The sequence below is a fragment of the Hymenobacter sp. UYAg731 genome (assembly GCF_054061335.1).
Genome location: NZ_JBSSEC010000003.1, coordinates 726918 through 742927 on the forward strand (window position 1 = coordinate 726918; position 16010 = coordinate 742927).

Annotated in this window: 12 protein-coding genes; 7 read left to right on the top strand and 5 right to left on the bottom strand. The window is 60.0% G+C overall.

Annotation, left to right across the window (positions count from 1 at the left end; genetic code table 11):
• Positions 1 to 192 precede the first annotated feature (192 nt).
• From ACVWYF_RS11235 to amaB, 4 genes are all read left to right on the top strand, one after another.
• Positions 193 to 714: an Hsp20/alpha crystallin family protein gene (locus ACVWYF_RS11235; protein WP_457067906.1), complete on the top strand. Its 522-nt coding sequence runs from the start codon at positions 193 to 195 to the stop codon at positions 712 to 714.
• A gap of 242 nt (positions 715 to 956) precedes the next feature.
• The gene (locus ACVWYF_RS11240; protein WP_457067909.1) at positions 957 to 2459 is read left to right on the top strand and encodes a S1C family serine protease; all 1503 of its coding nucleotides are present in this window, start codon (positions 957 to 959) and stop codon (positions 2457 to 2459) included.
• Between the two features lie 319 nt (positions 2460 to 2778).
• Positions 2779 to 3963 (top strand): AAA family ATPase, encoded by a 1185-nt coding sequence (locus ACVWYF_RS11245; RefSeq protein WP_457067911.1) that lies wholly within the window; start codon positions 2779 to 2781, stop codon positions 3961 to 3963.
• Positions 3964 to 4148: 185 nt separating this feature from the next.
• Entirely contained in the window at positions 4149 to 5753 is a 1605-nt protein-coding gene (gene amaB / locus ACVWYF_RS11250; protein WP_457067913.1) for an L-piperidine-6-carboxylate dehydrogenase, read from the top strand.
• 562 nt (positions 5754 to 6315) lie between these two features.
• On the opposite strand, the gene secA is transcribed toward amaB, so the two are convergent.
• The 4 genes from secA to ACVWYF_RS11270 form a co-directional block, all read right to left on the bottom strand.
• Positions 6316 to 9726 (bottom strand): preprotein translocase subunit SecA, encoded by a 3411-nt coding sequence (gene secA, locus ACVWYF_RS11255; protein WP_457067915.1) that lies wholly within the window; start codon positions 9724 to 9726, stop codon positions 6316 to 6318.
• Positions 9727 to 9956: 230 nt separating this feature from the next.
• Positions 9957 to 11135, bottom strand: a complete 1179-nt coding sequence (gene glf, locus ACVWYF_RS11260) for a UDP-galactopyranose mutase (protein WP_457067917.1) — start codon at positions 11133 to 11135, stop codon at positions 9957 to 9959.
• An 88-nt stretch (positions 11136 to 11223) separates the two neighbouring features.
• A complete protein-coding gene (locus ACVWYF_RS11265; protein ID WP_457067919.1) occupies positions 11224 to 12525 on the bottom strand; it encodes a glycosyltransferase family 1 protein in 1302 nt (433 codons plus the stop codon).
• A 176-nt stretch (positions 12526 to 12701) separates the two neighbouring features.
• Entirely contained in the window at positions 12702 to 13205 is a 504-nt protein-coding gene (locus ACVWYF_RS11270; RefSeq protein ID WP_457067921.1) for a GNAT family N-acetyltransferase, read from the bottom strand.
• Between the two features lie 180 nt (positions 13206 to 13385).
• On the opposite strand from ACVWYF_RS11270, the gene ACVWYF_RS11275 reads away from it, so the two are divergent.
• The 3 genes from ACVWYF_RS11275 (at position 13386) to ACVWYF_RS11285 (ending at position 15102) form a co-directional block, all read left to right on the top strand.
• A complete protein-coding gene (locus ACVWYF_RS11275; protein ID WP_457067923.1) occupies positions 13386 to 13838 on the top strand; it encodes a MarR family winged helix-turn-helix transcriptional regulator in 453 nt (150 codons plus the stop codon).
• 44 nt (positions 13839 to 13882) lie between these two features.
• Positions 13883 to 14317 carry an organic hydroperoxide resistance protein gene (locus tag ACVWYF_RS11280; protein WP_457067925.1) on the top strand — a complete coding sequence of 145 codons (435 nt, stop codon included), beginning with the start codon at positions 13883 to 13885 and terminating at the stop codon, positions 14315 to 14317.
• A gap of 104 nt (positions 14318 to 14421) precedes the next feature.
• A complete protein-coding gene (locus tag ACVWYF_RS11285) occupies positions 14422 to 15102 on the top strand; it encodes a type 1 glutamine amidotransferase domain-containing protein (RefSeq protein WP_457067927.1) in 681 nt (226 codons plus the stop codon).
• 76 nt (positions 15103 to 15178) lie between these two features.
• Here ACVWYF_RS11285 and dapF read toward each other — a convergent pair whose 3' ends face one another.
• Positions 15179 to 15976: a diaminopimelate epimerase gene (dapF, locus tag ACVWYF_RS11290; protein WP_457067929.1), complete on the bottom strand. Its 798-nt coding sequence runs from the start codon at positions 15974 to 15976 to the stop codon at positions 15179 to 15181.
• Positions 15977 to 16010: the final 34 nt, after the last annotated feature.

Consider the following 16010-nt stretch of genomic DNA (forward strand, 5'->3'; position numbering starts at 1 on the left):
AATAGTGCCTTTAAATACTCTGACGGATGTTATGGCAGTCAAAACAGGCCGCTGATAATTACGGAATCTCTGCAAATAGGACAAATTGTCGTGAAAGCTGAAGCGTAGTCGGGTTGGTATAGAATTTAAGGGGGTGAAGTGTGCCGCCAGCCGGCTGTGATTCTTTCACTTCCCCCAATATTCTATATATCAATGGCAACCCTGCTTTATAACAACCGCCCTTCCCTCCGTCCCAGCCGCGCCCTGAGCGCCATGCTGGCCGATATGCTCCGCGAGCCGCAAACGGCCGCCGCGCTGCCCACGCCCGCCTTTGTGCCCGCCGCCGACATCCTCGAAACCGCTGCCGGCTTTGAATTGCACCTGGCCCTGCCCGGCGTGAAAAAAGAAGCCGTCAACCTCGATTTCCTCGACGGCCAGCTCGTCGTATCCGGCACCCGTCCCAACCCGGCCGCCGTGGCCAAAGAAGCGGCTCCCGTTGCGGAAGCTGCTGCCAGCACCGCCGAAGCCACGCCCGCCGGGGTAGCCCCCGAGGCTCCGGCCGCGCCCAGGTTCCGCCGCATCGAAACCAGCTACGGCAACTTCTCCCGCACCTTCCGGCTGCCCGAAACGGTGAATGTCAAGGCCATTGCCGCCGAACTGACCGATGGCATCCTGCGCGTGACGCTGCCCTTCGACACCGAAAAAGTAACCACCCAGCACATCGAAATCCGCTAAGCGCGCGTGGGCTTATAAAAAAAGGCACCTCTTGGGGTGCCTTTTTTGCCGCCGCCAGCGTTGGGCTGGTGTAGTGCGAAGCGCCGCTTCGCACCTACCAAGCAACCTTGGCACGCGAAAGCGAATCCTTTCTGCGTTATGCCGAAAATAACTAAGCCGGACTCATTCGGTTTTCATTTGGCTGTTGCTAAATTAGGTCTTCAGTTCACTCATTTACCCTTTTTCAATTTTTTCCCTTACCCATGCAAGCAAAACAAATGATGCTCGGCCTGCTCGGTTCCGCCATACTCGGCGGCGGCGTGGCCGTGGGGGGATACAAGCTGCTTGAGCCGGCCCCCGTGGCACCCCAGGCCGTAGCCGCCGACCCCCAGGTGCGTTACACTTCCGAAATGAAGAGCACGCCCTACGCCGTACCCGAAGGCCTGAACTTCGTGGCTGCCGCCGCTGCCGTAACCCCGGCCGTGGTCCACGTCATGACTGAATACGCCGCGCCGTCCGTCGACCAGCGCCAGCAGCAGATGGACCCGTTCCTGCGCCAGTTTTTTGGCGACCAGCTGGAGCAGTTCCACGGCCAGCAGCCGCAGGGCGGCGGTCAGGGCTCGGGCTCCGGCGTAATTATCGCCGCCAACGGCTACATCGTGACCAACAACCACGTCATCGACAAGGCCTCTAAAATTGAGGTGGTGCTCGACGACAAGCGCAAGTTCGAAGCCGAGCTGGTGGGGGCCGACCCCAACACCGACCTGGCCGTGCTGAAAGTGAAGGCCGACAACCTGCCCTTCATCAAATACGGCAATTCTGACGACGTGAAAGTGGGCCAGTGGGTACTTGCCGTGGGCAACCCCTTCAACCTGAACTCGACCGTAACGGCCGGCATCATTTCGGCCAAGGGCCGAAACATCGACATTCTGCGCCGCAAGGACAACATGGGCATCGAGTCGTTCATCCAGACCGATGCCGTGGTGAACCCCGGCAACTCGGGTGGTGCTCTGGTGAACCTGAACGGGGACCTGATTGGCATTAACTCCGCCATTGCCTCGCACACGGGCAGCTACGAAGGCTACTCCTTCGCTATCCCTAGCTCGCTGGCCAGCAAAGTGGTGGACGACCTGCTGAAATACAAAGTGGTGCAGCGCGCCCTGCTGGGTGTGCAAATCCAGGAAGTGGATGCCAAGCTGGCTTCCGAGAAGAAGCTGAACACGCTGAACGGCGTGTATGTGCAGGGCCTGACGGCCGGCAGTGCCGCCGCCCAGGCCGGCCTGAAAAAAGACGACATCATCACCCAAATCAACGGCGTGGCCGTGAACACGTCGTCGCAGCTCCAGGAGCAGGTGGCCCGTTTCCGGCCTGGCGACAAGATTAAGGTGAGCTACCTGCGCAGTGGCACGGCCGGTCTGGCCGAAGCCGTGCTGCGCAACGCCACCGGCACCACGGGCATCGTGCGCGAGGATGCAATAGCGGCCGCCATCAAGTACGAGGGCGCGACCATTGCCGCCGTGCCGCCCCACGACCTGGCCAAGCTGGGCCTGGAGGGCGGAGCTAAAATATCGGGCATTAAGGGCAGCAACTTCCGCGAGACGGGCATGGCCGATGGCTTCATCATCACCCGCATCGACAAGAACCAGGTGACCAAGCCCGCCGACGTGAAAACCTACCTTGAGCAGGCCCGCGAAAATTCGGGCGCGCTGGTGGAGGGCGTGTACCCCGACGGCCGCAAAGCGTACTACCCCATCGGGCAGGAATAACCGGCCCTGATTGATGTAAGAAAGCCCCTACCAACACGGTAGGGGCTTTTTTTGTGGAGTAGGAGTTGATGACAATATTGTCCCATTATGGGACTAACTCAGGTTTGTGACAACAGGAGGTTTGAAGGTATTTTTTGCCGCGTGAAAAAGCCGGTAGAATATTGATGGTCAGGGAAAAAAATAAGCTGAAATGACGGTTTTTAGTCTTCGTATTTAATCCTCGCAAGGTGGTTTTAACGTAAGTACTATCCCAAGTTTGGAGCGGAATGACTGAGCATTCAGAAGTTCTTCGGTAGCATGCTCAGCTTTCTCTTGCTTAATGGAAAACGTAATCAACACCCTCTATATTCAGAATTTCAAGTCGATTCGGAGCGCCGTGCTGCACCCGCGGCGGGTCAACCTCATCATTGGCCAGCCCAACGTGGGCAAGTCGACAGTGCTGGAAGCCATGAGCCTGCTGGGAAGCTTTCCGTTCGAGCAGAAGAAGCGGTTTATGCGCAGCTTTATTCGGTATGAGAAGCCGGCGCAGCTGTTTCACGACGGCCTGATGGCGGCCCCCATCCGGATTGAAACCGACCGCGACGTGTGCCTGCTGGGCCGCATTGGCCAGGGTGAGAGCAAGCGCTTTCAGTACGGGGTGTTCAGCCAAACGGCTTACTTACTGCTGCGCGCCCAGCTGGGCCTGCCCATGCTGGAAGGCCGGGGCCGCACCCGCACCAACGACGATGCCCAGCTGCTGGCCCGGCTGCACAGCCACCTGGCCAGCGCCGCCGTGCTGCCCGAGCCCGGCTTTATCTACACCGAGTTCGACCGCGACGGGCGAACTGACCGGCCGGGTCCCGATGGGCGTTACCTGGCATCGCGGCCGGCCTGGCAGCCCCGGGCCGTGAAATCCTACCGCTTCAAGCACAGTACCCACCTCGACCGCCGCTACGCTGACACTGCCCTGCACCCGCCCCACGGCAACAACCTGGTGCAGGTGCTGGAGGCCAACGCCGACCTGCGCCACGAATTTGCCACCCTCTTTGCCGACCACAACCTGCGCCTGCGCGTGCGGCCCGATGCTAACCGCTTCGAGGTGATGAAGGAGCTGGACGGGCTGAGCTTTGCCTACCCGTACTCCAGCAGCGGCGACACCTTGCAGCGCTACGGCTTCCACCTGGCAGCCATGGAATCGAACCGGAACACCGTGATTTTGCTGGAAGAGCCCGAGGCTCATTCCTACCCGTTGTACGTGACGCAGCTGGCCGAGCGCATTGCCACCCAGCAAACCAACCAGTATTTTGTGACCACGCACAGCCCGGCTTTTTTTGATGCAGTGCTTGAAAACATGGTGCCCTACGAAAACCGGGTGCCCGAACTGGCCGTGTTCGTAGTGTATTACAAGGACTTTCATACCAAAATTCGCCAGCTTTCGGATGAGGAAGTGCGGGGAATGCGCCGCGACAGCCTCGACGTGTTCAACAACCTGCACCTGCTGGCCCAGGAGCCACGCAAGGTGTAGCAAGCCTGGTATTGGCCATTCCGACGCGGGAGGAATCTGAGAAAAGCCGTTCCGACCGCTTAGCTCAGATTCCTCCCGCGAATGGCCGTTTTGGGGGAGATGGCCAGGGCTGTGCGGGCCGGGCCCGGCCAACTCCCCGGCAACCCGTAGCTTTGCCGCAGCAACATCCCACCCCCACTCCCCCCATGAAGCAGGCCCTCGAAGAAGCTACCGCGTCCGACGTAACCGTTCCGCATCCCCACCACGACCCCCACGGCATTCAGGACGTGCTGCGCCAGCTGGGCGTGCAGGCCGACAACGCCGCCTACAGCACCGGCCGCTCCTGGGGCGGCGATGCCAACGCCGACCGCCGCGTCATCAACGCGCCCGCCGATGGCCGCCGCATTGCCAGCGTGGCCTTCGCTACGGCCGATGACTACGAAACCGTGGTACAAGCTGCGCAGGAAGCCTACAAAACCTGGCGCCTGGTGCCCGCGCCCAAGCGCGGCGAAATTGTGCGTCAGATTGGCAACAAGCTGCGCGAGTTCAAGGAGCCGCTGGGCAAGCTGGTGAGCGCCGAGATGGGCAAAATCCTCCAAGAAGGCCTGGGCGAAGTGCAGGAGATGATTGACATCTGCGACTTTGCGGTGGGGTTGAGCCGGCAGCTGCACGGCTTCACCATGCACTCGGAGCGCCCGGCACACCGCATGTACGACCAGTACCAGCCGCTCGGCATCGTGGGCATCATTTCGGCCTTCAACTTCCCGGTAGCCGTGTGGAGCTGGAACGCCATGCTGGCCGCCGTGTGCGGCGACGTGAGCATCTGGAAACCTTCGGAGAAAACGCCCCTCACGGCCGTAGCCGTGCAGCACATCATCAAAGACGTACTGGCTGAGAATGACATTGCCGAAGGCGTGTTCAGCGTAATTATTGGCGATGCAAAAATCGGGGCTGCGATGGCCGCTGATAAGCGCCTGCCACTGATTTCGGCCACCGGTAGCACCCGCATGGGGCGCAAGGTGGGCGAAGTGGTAGGCGCGCGCCTGGGCCGCGCCCTGCTGGAGCTGGGCGGCAACAACGCCATCATCGTCACCAAAAACGCCGACCTCAAAATTGCCATCCCGGCCATCGTGTTTGGAGCAGTGGGCACGGCCGGGCAGCGCTGCACCAGCACGCGCCGCGTCATTATCGAAGACAGCATGTTTGAGGAGGTAAAAAGCCGCCTGCTGGCTATCTACCCCAAGCTGCCCATCGGCCACCCGCTGCAAACGGGCACGCTGGTCGGCCCACTGATTGATGCCGACGCGGTGAAGATGTTCGAAAACGCGCTGGTAGCAGTACAGGCCGAAGGCGGCAAGCTGCTGAGTGGCGGCGAGGTGCTAGCCCGCCCCGAGTTGGATGGCGGCCACTACGTGACCCCAGCCTTGGTGGAAGTGGAAAACCATTACCACACGGTGCAGGAGGAAACCTTCGCGCCCATCCTCTACCTCATCAAGTACAGCGGCGACGTAGAAAAGGCCATTGCGCTGCAAAATAATGTACGCCAGGGTTTATCGTCGTCCATCTTCACGCTGAACATGCGCGAGGCCGAAGCCTTCCTGGCCGCGAGCGGCTCGGATTGCGGCATTGCCAACGTGAACATCGGCACGAGCGGGGCCGAAATCGGCGGCGCGTTCGGCGGCGAGAAGGAAACCGGCGGCGGCCGCGAATCGGGCTCCGACGCCTGGAAAGTGTACATGCGCCGCCAGACGAATACCATCAACTATTCCACTGAATTGCCACTGGCACAAGGTATCAAGTTCGACGTGTAGCGTACGCTTCAGCTTGCGCCTGATAACCTGATAAATAGAAAAGGCCCTGCCGATGGATTCGGCGGGGCCTCTTTGTGTCTGGGTAATCCGGCTACTGCGGGCTACATCACACGTCGCCGTGGCCCTTATAAACGAGCCCATTGGCGTCAGATACCACATAGCAGGTGCGATGTAATTCGTTAGAGCTAATGCCTAGGGATGGGTAATCAAAGCGATAATGAATAGCATAAGTAGTGAAGGGGCCTAAGCGTTCTATCACCTGATACTTGCGATTGACTGGTTGTGTAGTCCCGGGCCGTGGTGCCGGGAACAGGGCGTGGACCAAGGGCCTGGTGGAGCGCCCGAACCGCACCGCCAAAGAAGCCCCCGCCCAGCGCTTGCACAACCAGCCGACGCCGGAGCTAAGCGACCAGGCACCAGCCTTTCTGCGGGCCTGCAACCACACCAAACGGCTCAGGACCTTGCGCGGCCCCTCCCCACACGCACTTGGGCGGGCCCAATGGCAGAAAAACCCCGCTCACTTTGCCCAGGACCCGGCCCACTTCACAATGGGACCAGACAACTAGTCCACCAGCACGGCGCGGCCGCTTTCCACGTCCTGCTCTACGGATTTGTACTTCACGTCGCGCTTCACGGTGCCGTCCATGTACTGCACGTTCACTTTGTCGTTACGGTTGGCCACTTTCTGGCTGCGCACGGGCACCTGTTTCTCGGCGGCCTGGGGCGACTGGTAGTCGGGGCCCATGTCCTCGGGGCCGGCCCCGAGCGAGTCGAGGTTGCTTTCGTGCTCCACGGTGAAGTTAGTCTGCTGCTCCTCGTCTTCGAGATAGTAGTCCTGCTCCTCGTTGGTGCCCACCATGCTGGTGTTCACCGGCACATCGGCGTGGAAAAGGAAGGTCGTAGTTTCCTCGTTCACCTTGCCAATCATGCGCTTGAACAGCTCGAAGCTCTCGAACTTGTACACCAGCAACGGGTCCTTCTGCTCGTACACCGCGTTTTGCACCACCTGTTTCAGGTCGTCCATCTGGCGCAGGTGCTGGGTCCAAGCCGTGTCGATGACCGACAGCACCACCACTTTCTCCATCTGGCGGAGGATGTCGTGGCCGCCGGTGGCCTGGGCGCGGCGCAGGTTGGCAATGGCCTGCACCTGCTTCTTGCCATCGGTGAAGGGGACAGCGATATTCTCGTACGGCGCACCGTTGCTCAGCAGGTCGTTCACCAGCGGCAGCGAGTTGCTGGCTATGTGCTCGTTCTTGCTCTGGAAGTAGCCCAGGGCCTCGTCGTACAGCTTCTGGGTGAGGGGACCCACTTGCAGGCTGGTCAAATCGGAAGCCAAGAGGTAGGTATCGTAGCCGAATACTTTGATGACATTCAGCTTGAAGTCCTCGAAGTCGCCCGTGATTTTGTGGCCGGCGGCGATGTCCTCGCTCACGTCGTAAATCATGTTGAGAATATCGACTTCCATGCGGTCGCCGTGCAGGGCGTTGCGGCGGCGCTTGTACACCACTTCGCGCTGGGCGTTCATCACGTCGTCGTACTCCAGCAGGCGCTTGCGGGTACCGAAGTTATTTTCCTCCACCTTCTTCTGGGCCCGCTCGATGGAGTTCGTAATCATCGAGTGCTGAATCACTTCACCCTCTTCCATACCCATGCGGTCCATCAGCTTCGCAATCCGGTCCGAGCCGAACAGGCGCATCAGGTTGTCCTCAAGCGACACGAAGAACTGCGACGTGCCCGGGTCGCCCTGGCGGCCGGCGCGGCCCCGCAGCTGGCGGTCTACGCGGCGGCTTTCGTGGCGCTCCGTGCCAATGATGGCCAAGCCGCCCGACTCTTTCGAGGTATCGCGCAGCTTAATATCAGTGCCGCGGCCGGCCATGTTCGTGGCGATGGTCACGGTGCCGGGGTAGCCGGCAGCGGCCACAATCTCGGCCTCGCGCTGGTTCTGCTTGGCGTTCAACACCTGGTGCTGGATGCCGCGCAGTTTGAGCATGCGGGACATTAATTCGGAGATTTCTACTGAGGTGGTACCCACCAGCACGGGGCGGCCGGCCTCCACCAGCTTCTGGATTTCCAAGGCCACGGCGTTGTATTTCTCACGCACCGTCTTGTACACCTGGTCGTCGGAGTCCTTGCGCGAAATCACCCGGTTGGTGGGAATCACCACCACGTCGAGCTTGTAGATTTCCCAGAACTCGCCGGCTTCGGTTTCGGCCGTGCCGGTCATGCCGCACAGCTTGTGGTACATGCGGAAGTAGTTCTGTAGCGTCACCGTGGCGTAGGTCTGCGTCGCGTCTTCCACGCGCACGTTTTCCTTGGCCTCAATGGCTTGGTGCAGGCCGTCGGAATAGCGGCGGCCTTCCATCACGCGGCCGGTTTGCTCGTCCACGATTTTCACCTTGCCGTCGTCGGTCAGAATGTACTGGTCGTCCTTCTCAAACAGCGTGTAGGCCTTCAGGAGTTGGTTCACGGTGTGTACCCGCTCCGATTTCTCGTTGTAGTCGCTCATCAGCTTGTCTTTCTGATGCAGCTTTTCTTCGGCCGAAAGCGCGGCGTTTTTCTCGATGTCGGCAATGGCCATCCCGATGTCGGGCATGATGAACAGCTGCGGGTCTTCGCCCTGCGCCGTAATCAAATCCAAGCCCTTTTCGGTCAATTCAATCTGGTTGTTCTTCTCGTCAATCGTGAAGAACAGCGGCTCATCGGCCTTCGGCATCTGGCGCGAGTTGTCGGCCAAATAATGGTTTTCGGTGGCCAGCAGCACGGCGCGGTTGCCGGACTCCGAGAGGAACTTGATGAGCGGCTTGCTCTTGGGCAGGCCACGGTGGGCGCGGAACAGCATGAGGCCACCCTCGCCGTTCTTATCGCCTTCTTCCACGCCGGTTTTGCCGGCCGCAATCTGCTTGCGGGCTTCCACCAGGTAGGCTTGCACTACTTTCTTCTGCTCGTCCACCAGGCGCTGAATGCGCGGCTTGAGCTGGTAGAACTCATGCACATCGCCGCGCGGCACCGGGCCGGAGATGATGAGCGGCGTCCGCGCATCGTCAATCAGCACGGAGTCCACTTCGTCCACCATAGCGAAGTGGTGCTTGCGCTGCACCAGTTCCTCGGGGTCGCGGGCCATGTTGTCGCGCAAGTAGTCGAAGCCGAATTCGTTGTTGGTGCCGTAGGTGATGTCGGCTTGGTAAGCGGCGCGGCGCTCCGGCGTGTTGGGCTGGTGCTTGTCGATGCAATCCACGGTGATGCCATGGAACTCGAACAGCGGCGCGTTCCATTCGGAGTCACGCTTGGCTAGGTAGTCGTTGACAGTAACCAAGTGTACCCCGCGCTTCGAGAGCGCGTTGAGGAACGATGGCAGGGTCGAAACCAGCGTCTTGCCCTCACCGGTGGCCATTTCGGCAATTTTGCCCTGGTGCAGCACAATGCCGCCAATCAGCTGCACGTCGTAATGCACCATGTCCCAGACAATTTCGGCCCCGGCGGCCAGCCACTTGTTGCTCCACACGGCCTTGTCACCCTCGAAGGTCACGTTGCCATGCGAGGCGGCGTATTCGCGGTCGCGGGCATTGGCAGTAACCACCAGCTGGCCGTTTTCCTTGTAGCGGCGGGCCGTTTCCTTCACAATAGCAAAAGCGGTGGGCAGCACCTCCATCAGCACGGCTTCGAGGTCCTTATTGCGCTGCTTTTCCAGGGCGTCAATTTGCTCAAAGAGAACCTCTTTCTGCGATACATCCAACTGCAGCTGCGTGTCGATTTGCTGGTGCAAACCGCCAATCTGCGCATCGAGGCCGGCGAGGCGCTCGGCAATGCGGGCGCGCACGGCATCGGTCTGCTCGCGCAACTGGTCATCGGTCAAGCCAGCCAGTTTGGCATATTCGGCATTGATGAGGGCCACATAAGGCACAACATCCTTGAGGTCCTTTTCTGCTTTGGAGCCAAATATTTTGGCGATGGTTTTGCCGAGAAAATCTAACATTAGGTAGTCTTTTAGCGAATAAGCGCCGTGGCGCACCTCAAATTTACGCAGCCTTCCGCTAAAACCGTCCCAAAACGAAAAGCCCCGCCAAATTGGCGGGGCTTTTCTGTAGCGTAGACTCTGCGATTCCGCGTCTCGCCGCCACGCGGCGAATGGTCATTAGAGTCGTTGCGGAGCTGTTGTGTATTTCCGCATTCGCCGCTACACGGCAAAACGCGGAATCCACGCTGCTACTCCTGTTTCGGGGAGCGGCTAATTAGTTTTTCGACCAGCGCGGTGCTGCCCGAAATAACGGGGAGCGCGGGTTTGCTGGCGTTTTCCTTCTCCGTCAGCTTCTTGTACAGCGTCAGGGCCTGGGCCACTACCTGGTCCATGTTGTAGTACTTGTAGGTTGCCAAGCGACCTACGAAATGGACGCCCGGCGTTTCGTCGGCCAGCTTCTTGTACTTGTTGTACAACTCGGCGTTTTCGGGCATCGGGATTGGGTAGTAGGGGTCGCCCTCGGCCTGCGGGTACTCGTACACGATGGCCGTTTTGGGGTGCTCCTGGCCGGTGAGGGCCTTAAACTCGGTGATGCGCGTGTAGAGGTTGTCGTTGGGGTAATTCACCACGGGGGCAGCGAGGTGCTTCTCCTTATTCAGCGTTTCGTGCTTGAACTCCAGCGAGCGGTAGGGTAGCTTGCCGAATTTGAAGTCAAAATACTCGTCCACGGGGCCGGTGAAAATCATTTCCTTGAAGGGAATGAAATCCATGATTTCGTGGTAGTCCGTGTTCAACATCACCTTGATATTCGGGTGGTTGAGCATGTTCTCAAACATCCGGGTGTAGCCGTGCAGGGGCATGGCCTGGTAGGTATCGGTGAAGTACCGGTCGTCGCGGTTGGTGCGGGTGGGCACGCGGCTGGTTACGGACTTATCAAGCTGCGAGGGGTCGAGGCCCCACTGCTTGTTGGTGTAGTTCTTGAAAAATTTGTTGTACAGCTCACGGCCTACCTTACTCACCACCACGTCTTCCGAGGTTCTGATGACATCAACCGGCTCGGCCACGGAGGCAAAGAATTCTTCGACTTCAAAGCTGGTCAGGCTCAGCCCGTACAGCTTGTTGATGGTGTCGAGGTTGATGGGCATAGGCACATGCTGGCCGTCTACCGAAGCCAGAACGCGGTGCTCATAGGGTCGCCAGTCGGTGTAATTGCCGAGGTAGTCGAACACGTCTTTCGAATTGGTGTGAAAGATGTGCGGCCCATACTTATGCACCAGGATGCCGTGCTCATTATAATGGTCGTAGGCGTTGCCGGCAATGTGGCTGCGCTTGTCTACGATAAGAACTTTTTTATTGCTGCGGGTAGCGAGGCGCTCAGCTAATACGCTGCCGGCAAAACCGGCCCCAACGATGAGGTAATCAAACATAGTGCAGGTGATGGGAAGTGGTAAGAAGAAAATCTATCGGGCAGGAATTTATGTTATAAAAATCAGGCATTCAACATGATAATCTTACTCAGGCGGGCTTAATGGGCGGCAGCGTCACCTCCGAAACCTTGGTGGGCATGAGGGGCGCGCCGGCCACGGTGGTGGTGGAGGCATCGGGCTTTTTGGCCCACAGGCGGTCCTGCATCAGGTTCACCATCTGCTGCCAGGTCTGGTCCCAGGAGATGGTGGCCAGGTAATCGTCGGTGCGCTGCTGCCAGTCGGCGTCGTCGCGTTGCGTGAGGGCCTTCTCAATGGCCTGGCCAAAATCGGCGGCGTTGTTGGCAATCTGCACCAGGTTCAGGTCGCCATAGGGCCGCACCACGTCGCGGATGGGTGTACTCACCACGGGGTTGCCGGCGGCCAAATATTCCGGCGTTTTGGTGGGCGAAATGAACTTCGTGCTCTCGTTGTCGGCAAACAAAAGCGTTGCTACATCCCAACCCTTTAAATACGCCGGCAGTTCCTTGTAATCCTTCCCGCCGAGGTAATGCACGTTGGCGGTGCGGGGCAAGGTGGCAGGGTCAATCTTCACCACCGGGCCGATGATGACAAACTGCCATTCCGGGTGGCTTTGCGCGAGCTGGCGCAGCAGCTCAATATCCAGCCGCTCATCCACCACGCCAAAAAAGCCGATGCGCGGATGCGCGATGCCGGCCTGGTCGGCGGGCTCGGCCATGGGGCCACGGGCCTGGCCGAAGTGGGCTTTGTCGATGCTGCTCGGGAAAGGGTGCGCGTCGGGGTGCTGCTCACGCTTGGCTTCGTAGAGCGTATGGCCGCCGGTGAACACGAGGTCGGCCTGCTGGAACAGTTCCTGCTCACGCTTTTTGAGCTCGGGCGGGGCAAATTTGAAGGCCGCCAGCTCGTCCATGCAGTCGTACACGGTGAGTTCGGGGTGGAACTGGCGCGACTTGCCCAGGGCCATGGGCGTGTAGTACCAGAAGAGGTACTTCGTGACGCCCTGCTCGGCAAGATAGTGGCTCAGCACCTCAAATTGGGCTTGGTCTGCGGCGGCTTCGTCCTGGCGCAGGCGCTGGGGCAGATGCACCACCACCACTTTCACGCCGTTGTCACGGTCCTTGATTTCGACGTGCGGCTCGACGCGGTTGTCGTTGTGGTAAAAAGCATCTTCGACGTAGAATACCCGGCCCTGCCGGGCGAAGCGCGACATGAGATGCTGCGGCCGCTGCCACACAAAATCCCAGTGCAGGTGTGCAAAACACACGAGGTCGGGCAAGGTGTAAGGGTGTTGGATTTCGGCGGCTGGGTCGCTGGGCCGGGCAGCGGTGGCAGAGGCGCGCAATGGCGTTTCCACCGTCGAAGAAGGGGGCATGAAAATTGGCAGGAAAAAGGGGTTTCGCGCCGCGCCGGAGGGACTCTCAACCTGCCCGGCCGGGACGCTTGCTACCCTATACGGAGCCTGCCGGCCAAAGGATATAGTGCAGCTTACTTTGCTAAAGCCCACCAATCCTTCACTTTACCAACTAGATATACGGCTATGCTAATTTATCAGCTACCCAGCAAGCATTGCCACTCCACGGCGTCGTGCCAGCCGGTGGCAGTGCGCAGCCACGCCTGCCGCGTGCCCACCTGCCGGAACCCGGCCGCTTCAAAAAGCTTCAAACTAGGCAGGTTATCAATGCCTACGGTGGCGTAAACCTGGTGCAGACGCAAGACGTTTCGGGCGTGTTTTTTCAGGAGCTCTAGGGCCTGGCGGGCGTAGCCGTGCTGCCGCTCGCGGGCCAGAATGGTGATGCCCACGCCGGCCCGTTGGTGCAGCGGGTCGTAGTCGAACAGGTCGACGACGCCCACGGCCGGGCTGCCAATCTCAGTAGTAATCACCAGTCGCAATTGGCGCACTACGTAGAAATCCGCGCGGGCGTGGTCGAGGTATTCGCGCAGGGCGTGCCGCGAGACGGGTGCAAACGTATCGGAAACGCCCCAGATATCGGGGTCGTTTTCGAGGGCGTAGAGGAATTCGAGGTCGTCGGGTTCGAGGGCGCGCAGGTGCATGGTGGGGTAAAGGTATCGGGTGCTTGGAGCACATGCTTTAGCTTGTGCGTTGTCTGAACAACCGGAATTCGTTCCAGCACAAGCTAAGGCTTATGCCGCAAACCAGGCCACTGGAACAAAAATAAATTGCGCACAATCAAACCTTACACAATCATTATCCATTTACCTTTGCAAAACCCTATGGCAACCTCCCCTACCCTTCCCGTCAAGAACTCGCTGCTGAAGCTGGAAAACCAGCTGTGCTTCCCGTTCTATGCCGTGTCGCGGCTGCTCACGAAGGCTTACCAGCCCCTGCTGCAGGCCCTCGACCTCACCTACCCGCAGTACCTCGTGTTTCTGCTGTTGTGGGGACATGAGCAGCTGACGGTGAAGGAGCTGGGTGAAAAGCTGCTGCTCGATTCGGGCACGCTCACGCCCCTGCTCAAGCGCATGGAGCAGAAGCAGTGGCTCAGCCGCCGCCGCGACCCGCGCGACGAGCGGTCGGTCATCATCGCGCTGCTGCCGGCGGGCCGGGCGCTGGAAGCGCAGGCCGACCAGATTCCGACGCAGATGCTCAATAAGATGCAGATGTCGGATGCGGAAATAACGGCGCTGCGCACGCACCTCACGCACCTACTTACCCAGTTGGCCTAGCGGCCTACGCTTATTGCTTACCACTTTTTCTTACCAACATTCCGATGAAAATCGAAAAAATTTTCACTGCCCAGGCCCTGGCCAAAGGCGGCCGCGACGGCCAGATTACCTCCAACAACCAGGTGCTCGACCTGACCCTGAGCACGCCCAAGGAAATGGGCGGCCCCGGCAAAGCTGGTGCTACCAACCCCGAGCAGCTCTTCGCCGCCGGCTACGCAGCCTGCTTTGAGGGGGCGCTGGGCGTGGCCGCCCGCCAGGCCAAAGTAACCATGAACAACGTGACCGTGGAAGCCCTCATCGGCTTCGGCAAGGCGGAGGATGGCGGCTACGGCATCTCGGCCGATTTGCACGTCAACCTGCCCGGCATCGAGCAGCAGCAGGCCGAGGAGTTGGTGGAAGCCGCACATGGCATCTGCCCCTACTCGCGCGCCACCAAAGGCAACATCGAGGTGAACCTCACCACGACGACCAACGCCTAAGCGCGGCCGTTTCCCGTTTTAACTAGTTCTGACAAGGCCTCGGTCTACGCCGGGGTCTTGCCGTTTCCGGCAGGTTATGCCACTCATTTTTAATTGCTTATCCTATGAAAATTGCCATGGTTCTGACTTCGCACGACCAACTCGGCAACACCGGCCACAAAACCGGTTTCTGGCTGGAGGAATTCGCCGCGCCTTACTACACGTTCGTTGATGCCGGGGCCGATATTACTCTGGCCTCGCCCGCCGGCGGCCAGCCACCCCTCGACCCCAAAAGCGACGAGCCCGGTGCCCAAACCGACGCCACCAAGCGCTTCAAGGCCGATGCCGCCGCCCAGAAAGCCCTGGCCAGCACGGTGACGCTCGACACCATTAAGGCCGAGGATTTTGATGCCGTATTCTACCCCGGCGGCCACGGTCCCCTGTGGGATTTGGCCGAAGACAAGAATTCTATCGCCCTCATAGAAAGCACTTTCGCCGCCGGCAAGCCGCTGGCTTTGGTGTGCCACGCCCCCGGCGTGCTCCGCCACACCAAAGCCGCCAACGGCGAGCCTTTGGTAAAAGGCAAGTCGGTAGCCGGCTTCACCAACACCGAGGAAGAGGCCGTGCAACTGACCAATGTGGTGCCTTTCCTGGTGGAAGACATGCTGAAGGAAAACGGCGGCAACTACTCGAAAGGAGCCGATTGGCAGCCCTACGTGGTATCGGCCGGCAACCTGATTACGGGTCAGAACCCGGCCTCGTCGGAGCCGGCGGCGCAGGAGGTACTGAAGATGCTGGCGAAGTAAGCCAAGCATCAACCGAGCACAAAAAAGGCCTCCCGTTGTTGCGGGAGGCCTTTTTGATGTAAGAGAGTGTATTAATCTACACCTCGCCGCCAAACACCCGCGTGGCCGGGCCGCTCAGCCACACGTTGGCAAAGCCGCCATCGGGGCGGGATTCGAAGCTTACTTCCAGCTCGCCGCCCATGGTTTGCAGACGCACGGGCGAGGCCGCACCACGCCGCGAAGCGGCCAGGGCCACGGCCGTGACGCCGGTGCCGCAGCTCAGGGTTTCGTTTTCGACGCCGCGCTCGTAGGTGCGTACGGGCCAAGCGTGAGCGGGGTCGGCAGGGATTTCCACGAAGTTGACGTTGGTGCCGGCGGGGTCGTAGGCCTGGTCGTAGCGGATGTCGTGGCCGGTACCGTACACATCGAACTCAGCGAGACTGTGGCCTTCTTCGGGGTCGAGGAAGTGAATATGGTGGGGCGAGCCGGTGTGCAGGAATACGTCGTCCTCCCCTACCCCGGCTTCCTGCGGGGCATCCACATCAATCATGCGCAGGCGCACGGTGCCGTCGGGCTCCACGCGGGCGTCGTGGGGACCATCCACGGCCAGGAAACGGGTTTCGGTGCTGATGAGGCCGAGGTGTTTGGCAAAGGCCACGGTGCAGCGGCCACCGTTGCCGCACATGGAGCTGGGCCGGCCGTCGGCGTTGAAATACACCATTTCGAAGTCGAAATCGGGCTTGTTGCGCAGCAGAATGAGGCCGTCGGCCCCGATGCCGAAACGGCGGTCGCAGAGACGGGCAATGAGCGGCTGGTCGGTTTCGTCGAAGGCGCGGGTGCGGTCGTCAATCATGACGAAGTCGTTGCCGGTGCCTTGGTACTTGTGGAATTGCATGGTGCAAAAGTACGGTTTAGCAGTAGCTCACAGG

Coding starts and splice junctions, on each gene's coding strand:
- ACVWYF_RS11235 (WP_457067906.1), top strand. CDS start 193: ATGGCAACCCTGCTTTATAACAACCGCCCTTCCCTCCGTCCCAGCCGC.
- ACVWYF_RS11240 (WP_457067909.1), top strand. CDS start 957: ATGCAAGCAAAACAAATGATGCTCGGCCTGCTCGGTTCCGCCATACTC.
- ACVWYF_RS11245 (WP_457067911.1), top strand. CDS start 2,779: ATGGAAAACGTAATCAACACCCTCTATATTCAGAATTTCAAGTCGATT.
- amaB (WP_457067913.1), top strand. CDS start 4,149: ATGAAGCAGGCCCTCGAAGAAGCTACCGCGTCCGACGTAACCGTTCCG.
- secA (WP_457067915.1), bottom strand. CDS start 9,726: ATGTTAGATTTTCTCGGCAAAACCATCGCCAAAATATTTGGCTCCAAA.
- glf (WP_457067917.1), bottom strand. CDS start 11,135: ATGTTTGATTACCTCATCGTTGGGGCCGGTTTTGCCGGCAGCGTATTA.
- ACVWYF_RS11265 (WP_457067919.1), bottom strand. CDS start 12,525: ATGCCCCCTTCTTCGACGGTGGAAACGCCATTGCGCGCCTCTGCCACC.
- ACVWYF_RS11270 (WP_457067921.1), bottom strand. CDS start 13,205: ATGCACCTGCGCGCCCTCGAACCCGACGACCTCGAATTCCTCTACGCC.
- ACVWYF_RS11275 (WP_457067923.1), top strand. CDS start 13,386: ATGGCAACCTCCCCTACCCTTCCCGTCAAGAACTCGCTGCTGAAGCTG.
- ACVWYF_RS11280 (WP_457067925.1), top strand. CDS start 13,883: ATGAAAATCGAAAAAATTTTCACTGCCCAGGCCCTGGCCAAAGGCGGC.
- ACVWYF_RS11285 (WP_457067927.1), top strand. CDS start 14,422: ATGAAAATTGCCATGGTTCTGACTTCGCACGACCAACTCGGCAACACC.
- dapF (WP_457067929.1), bottom strand. CDS start 15,976: ATGCAATTCCACAAGTACCAAGGCACCGGCAACGACTTCGTCATGATT.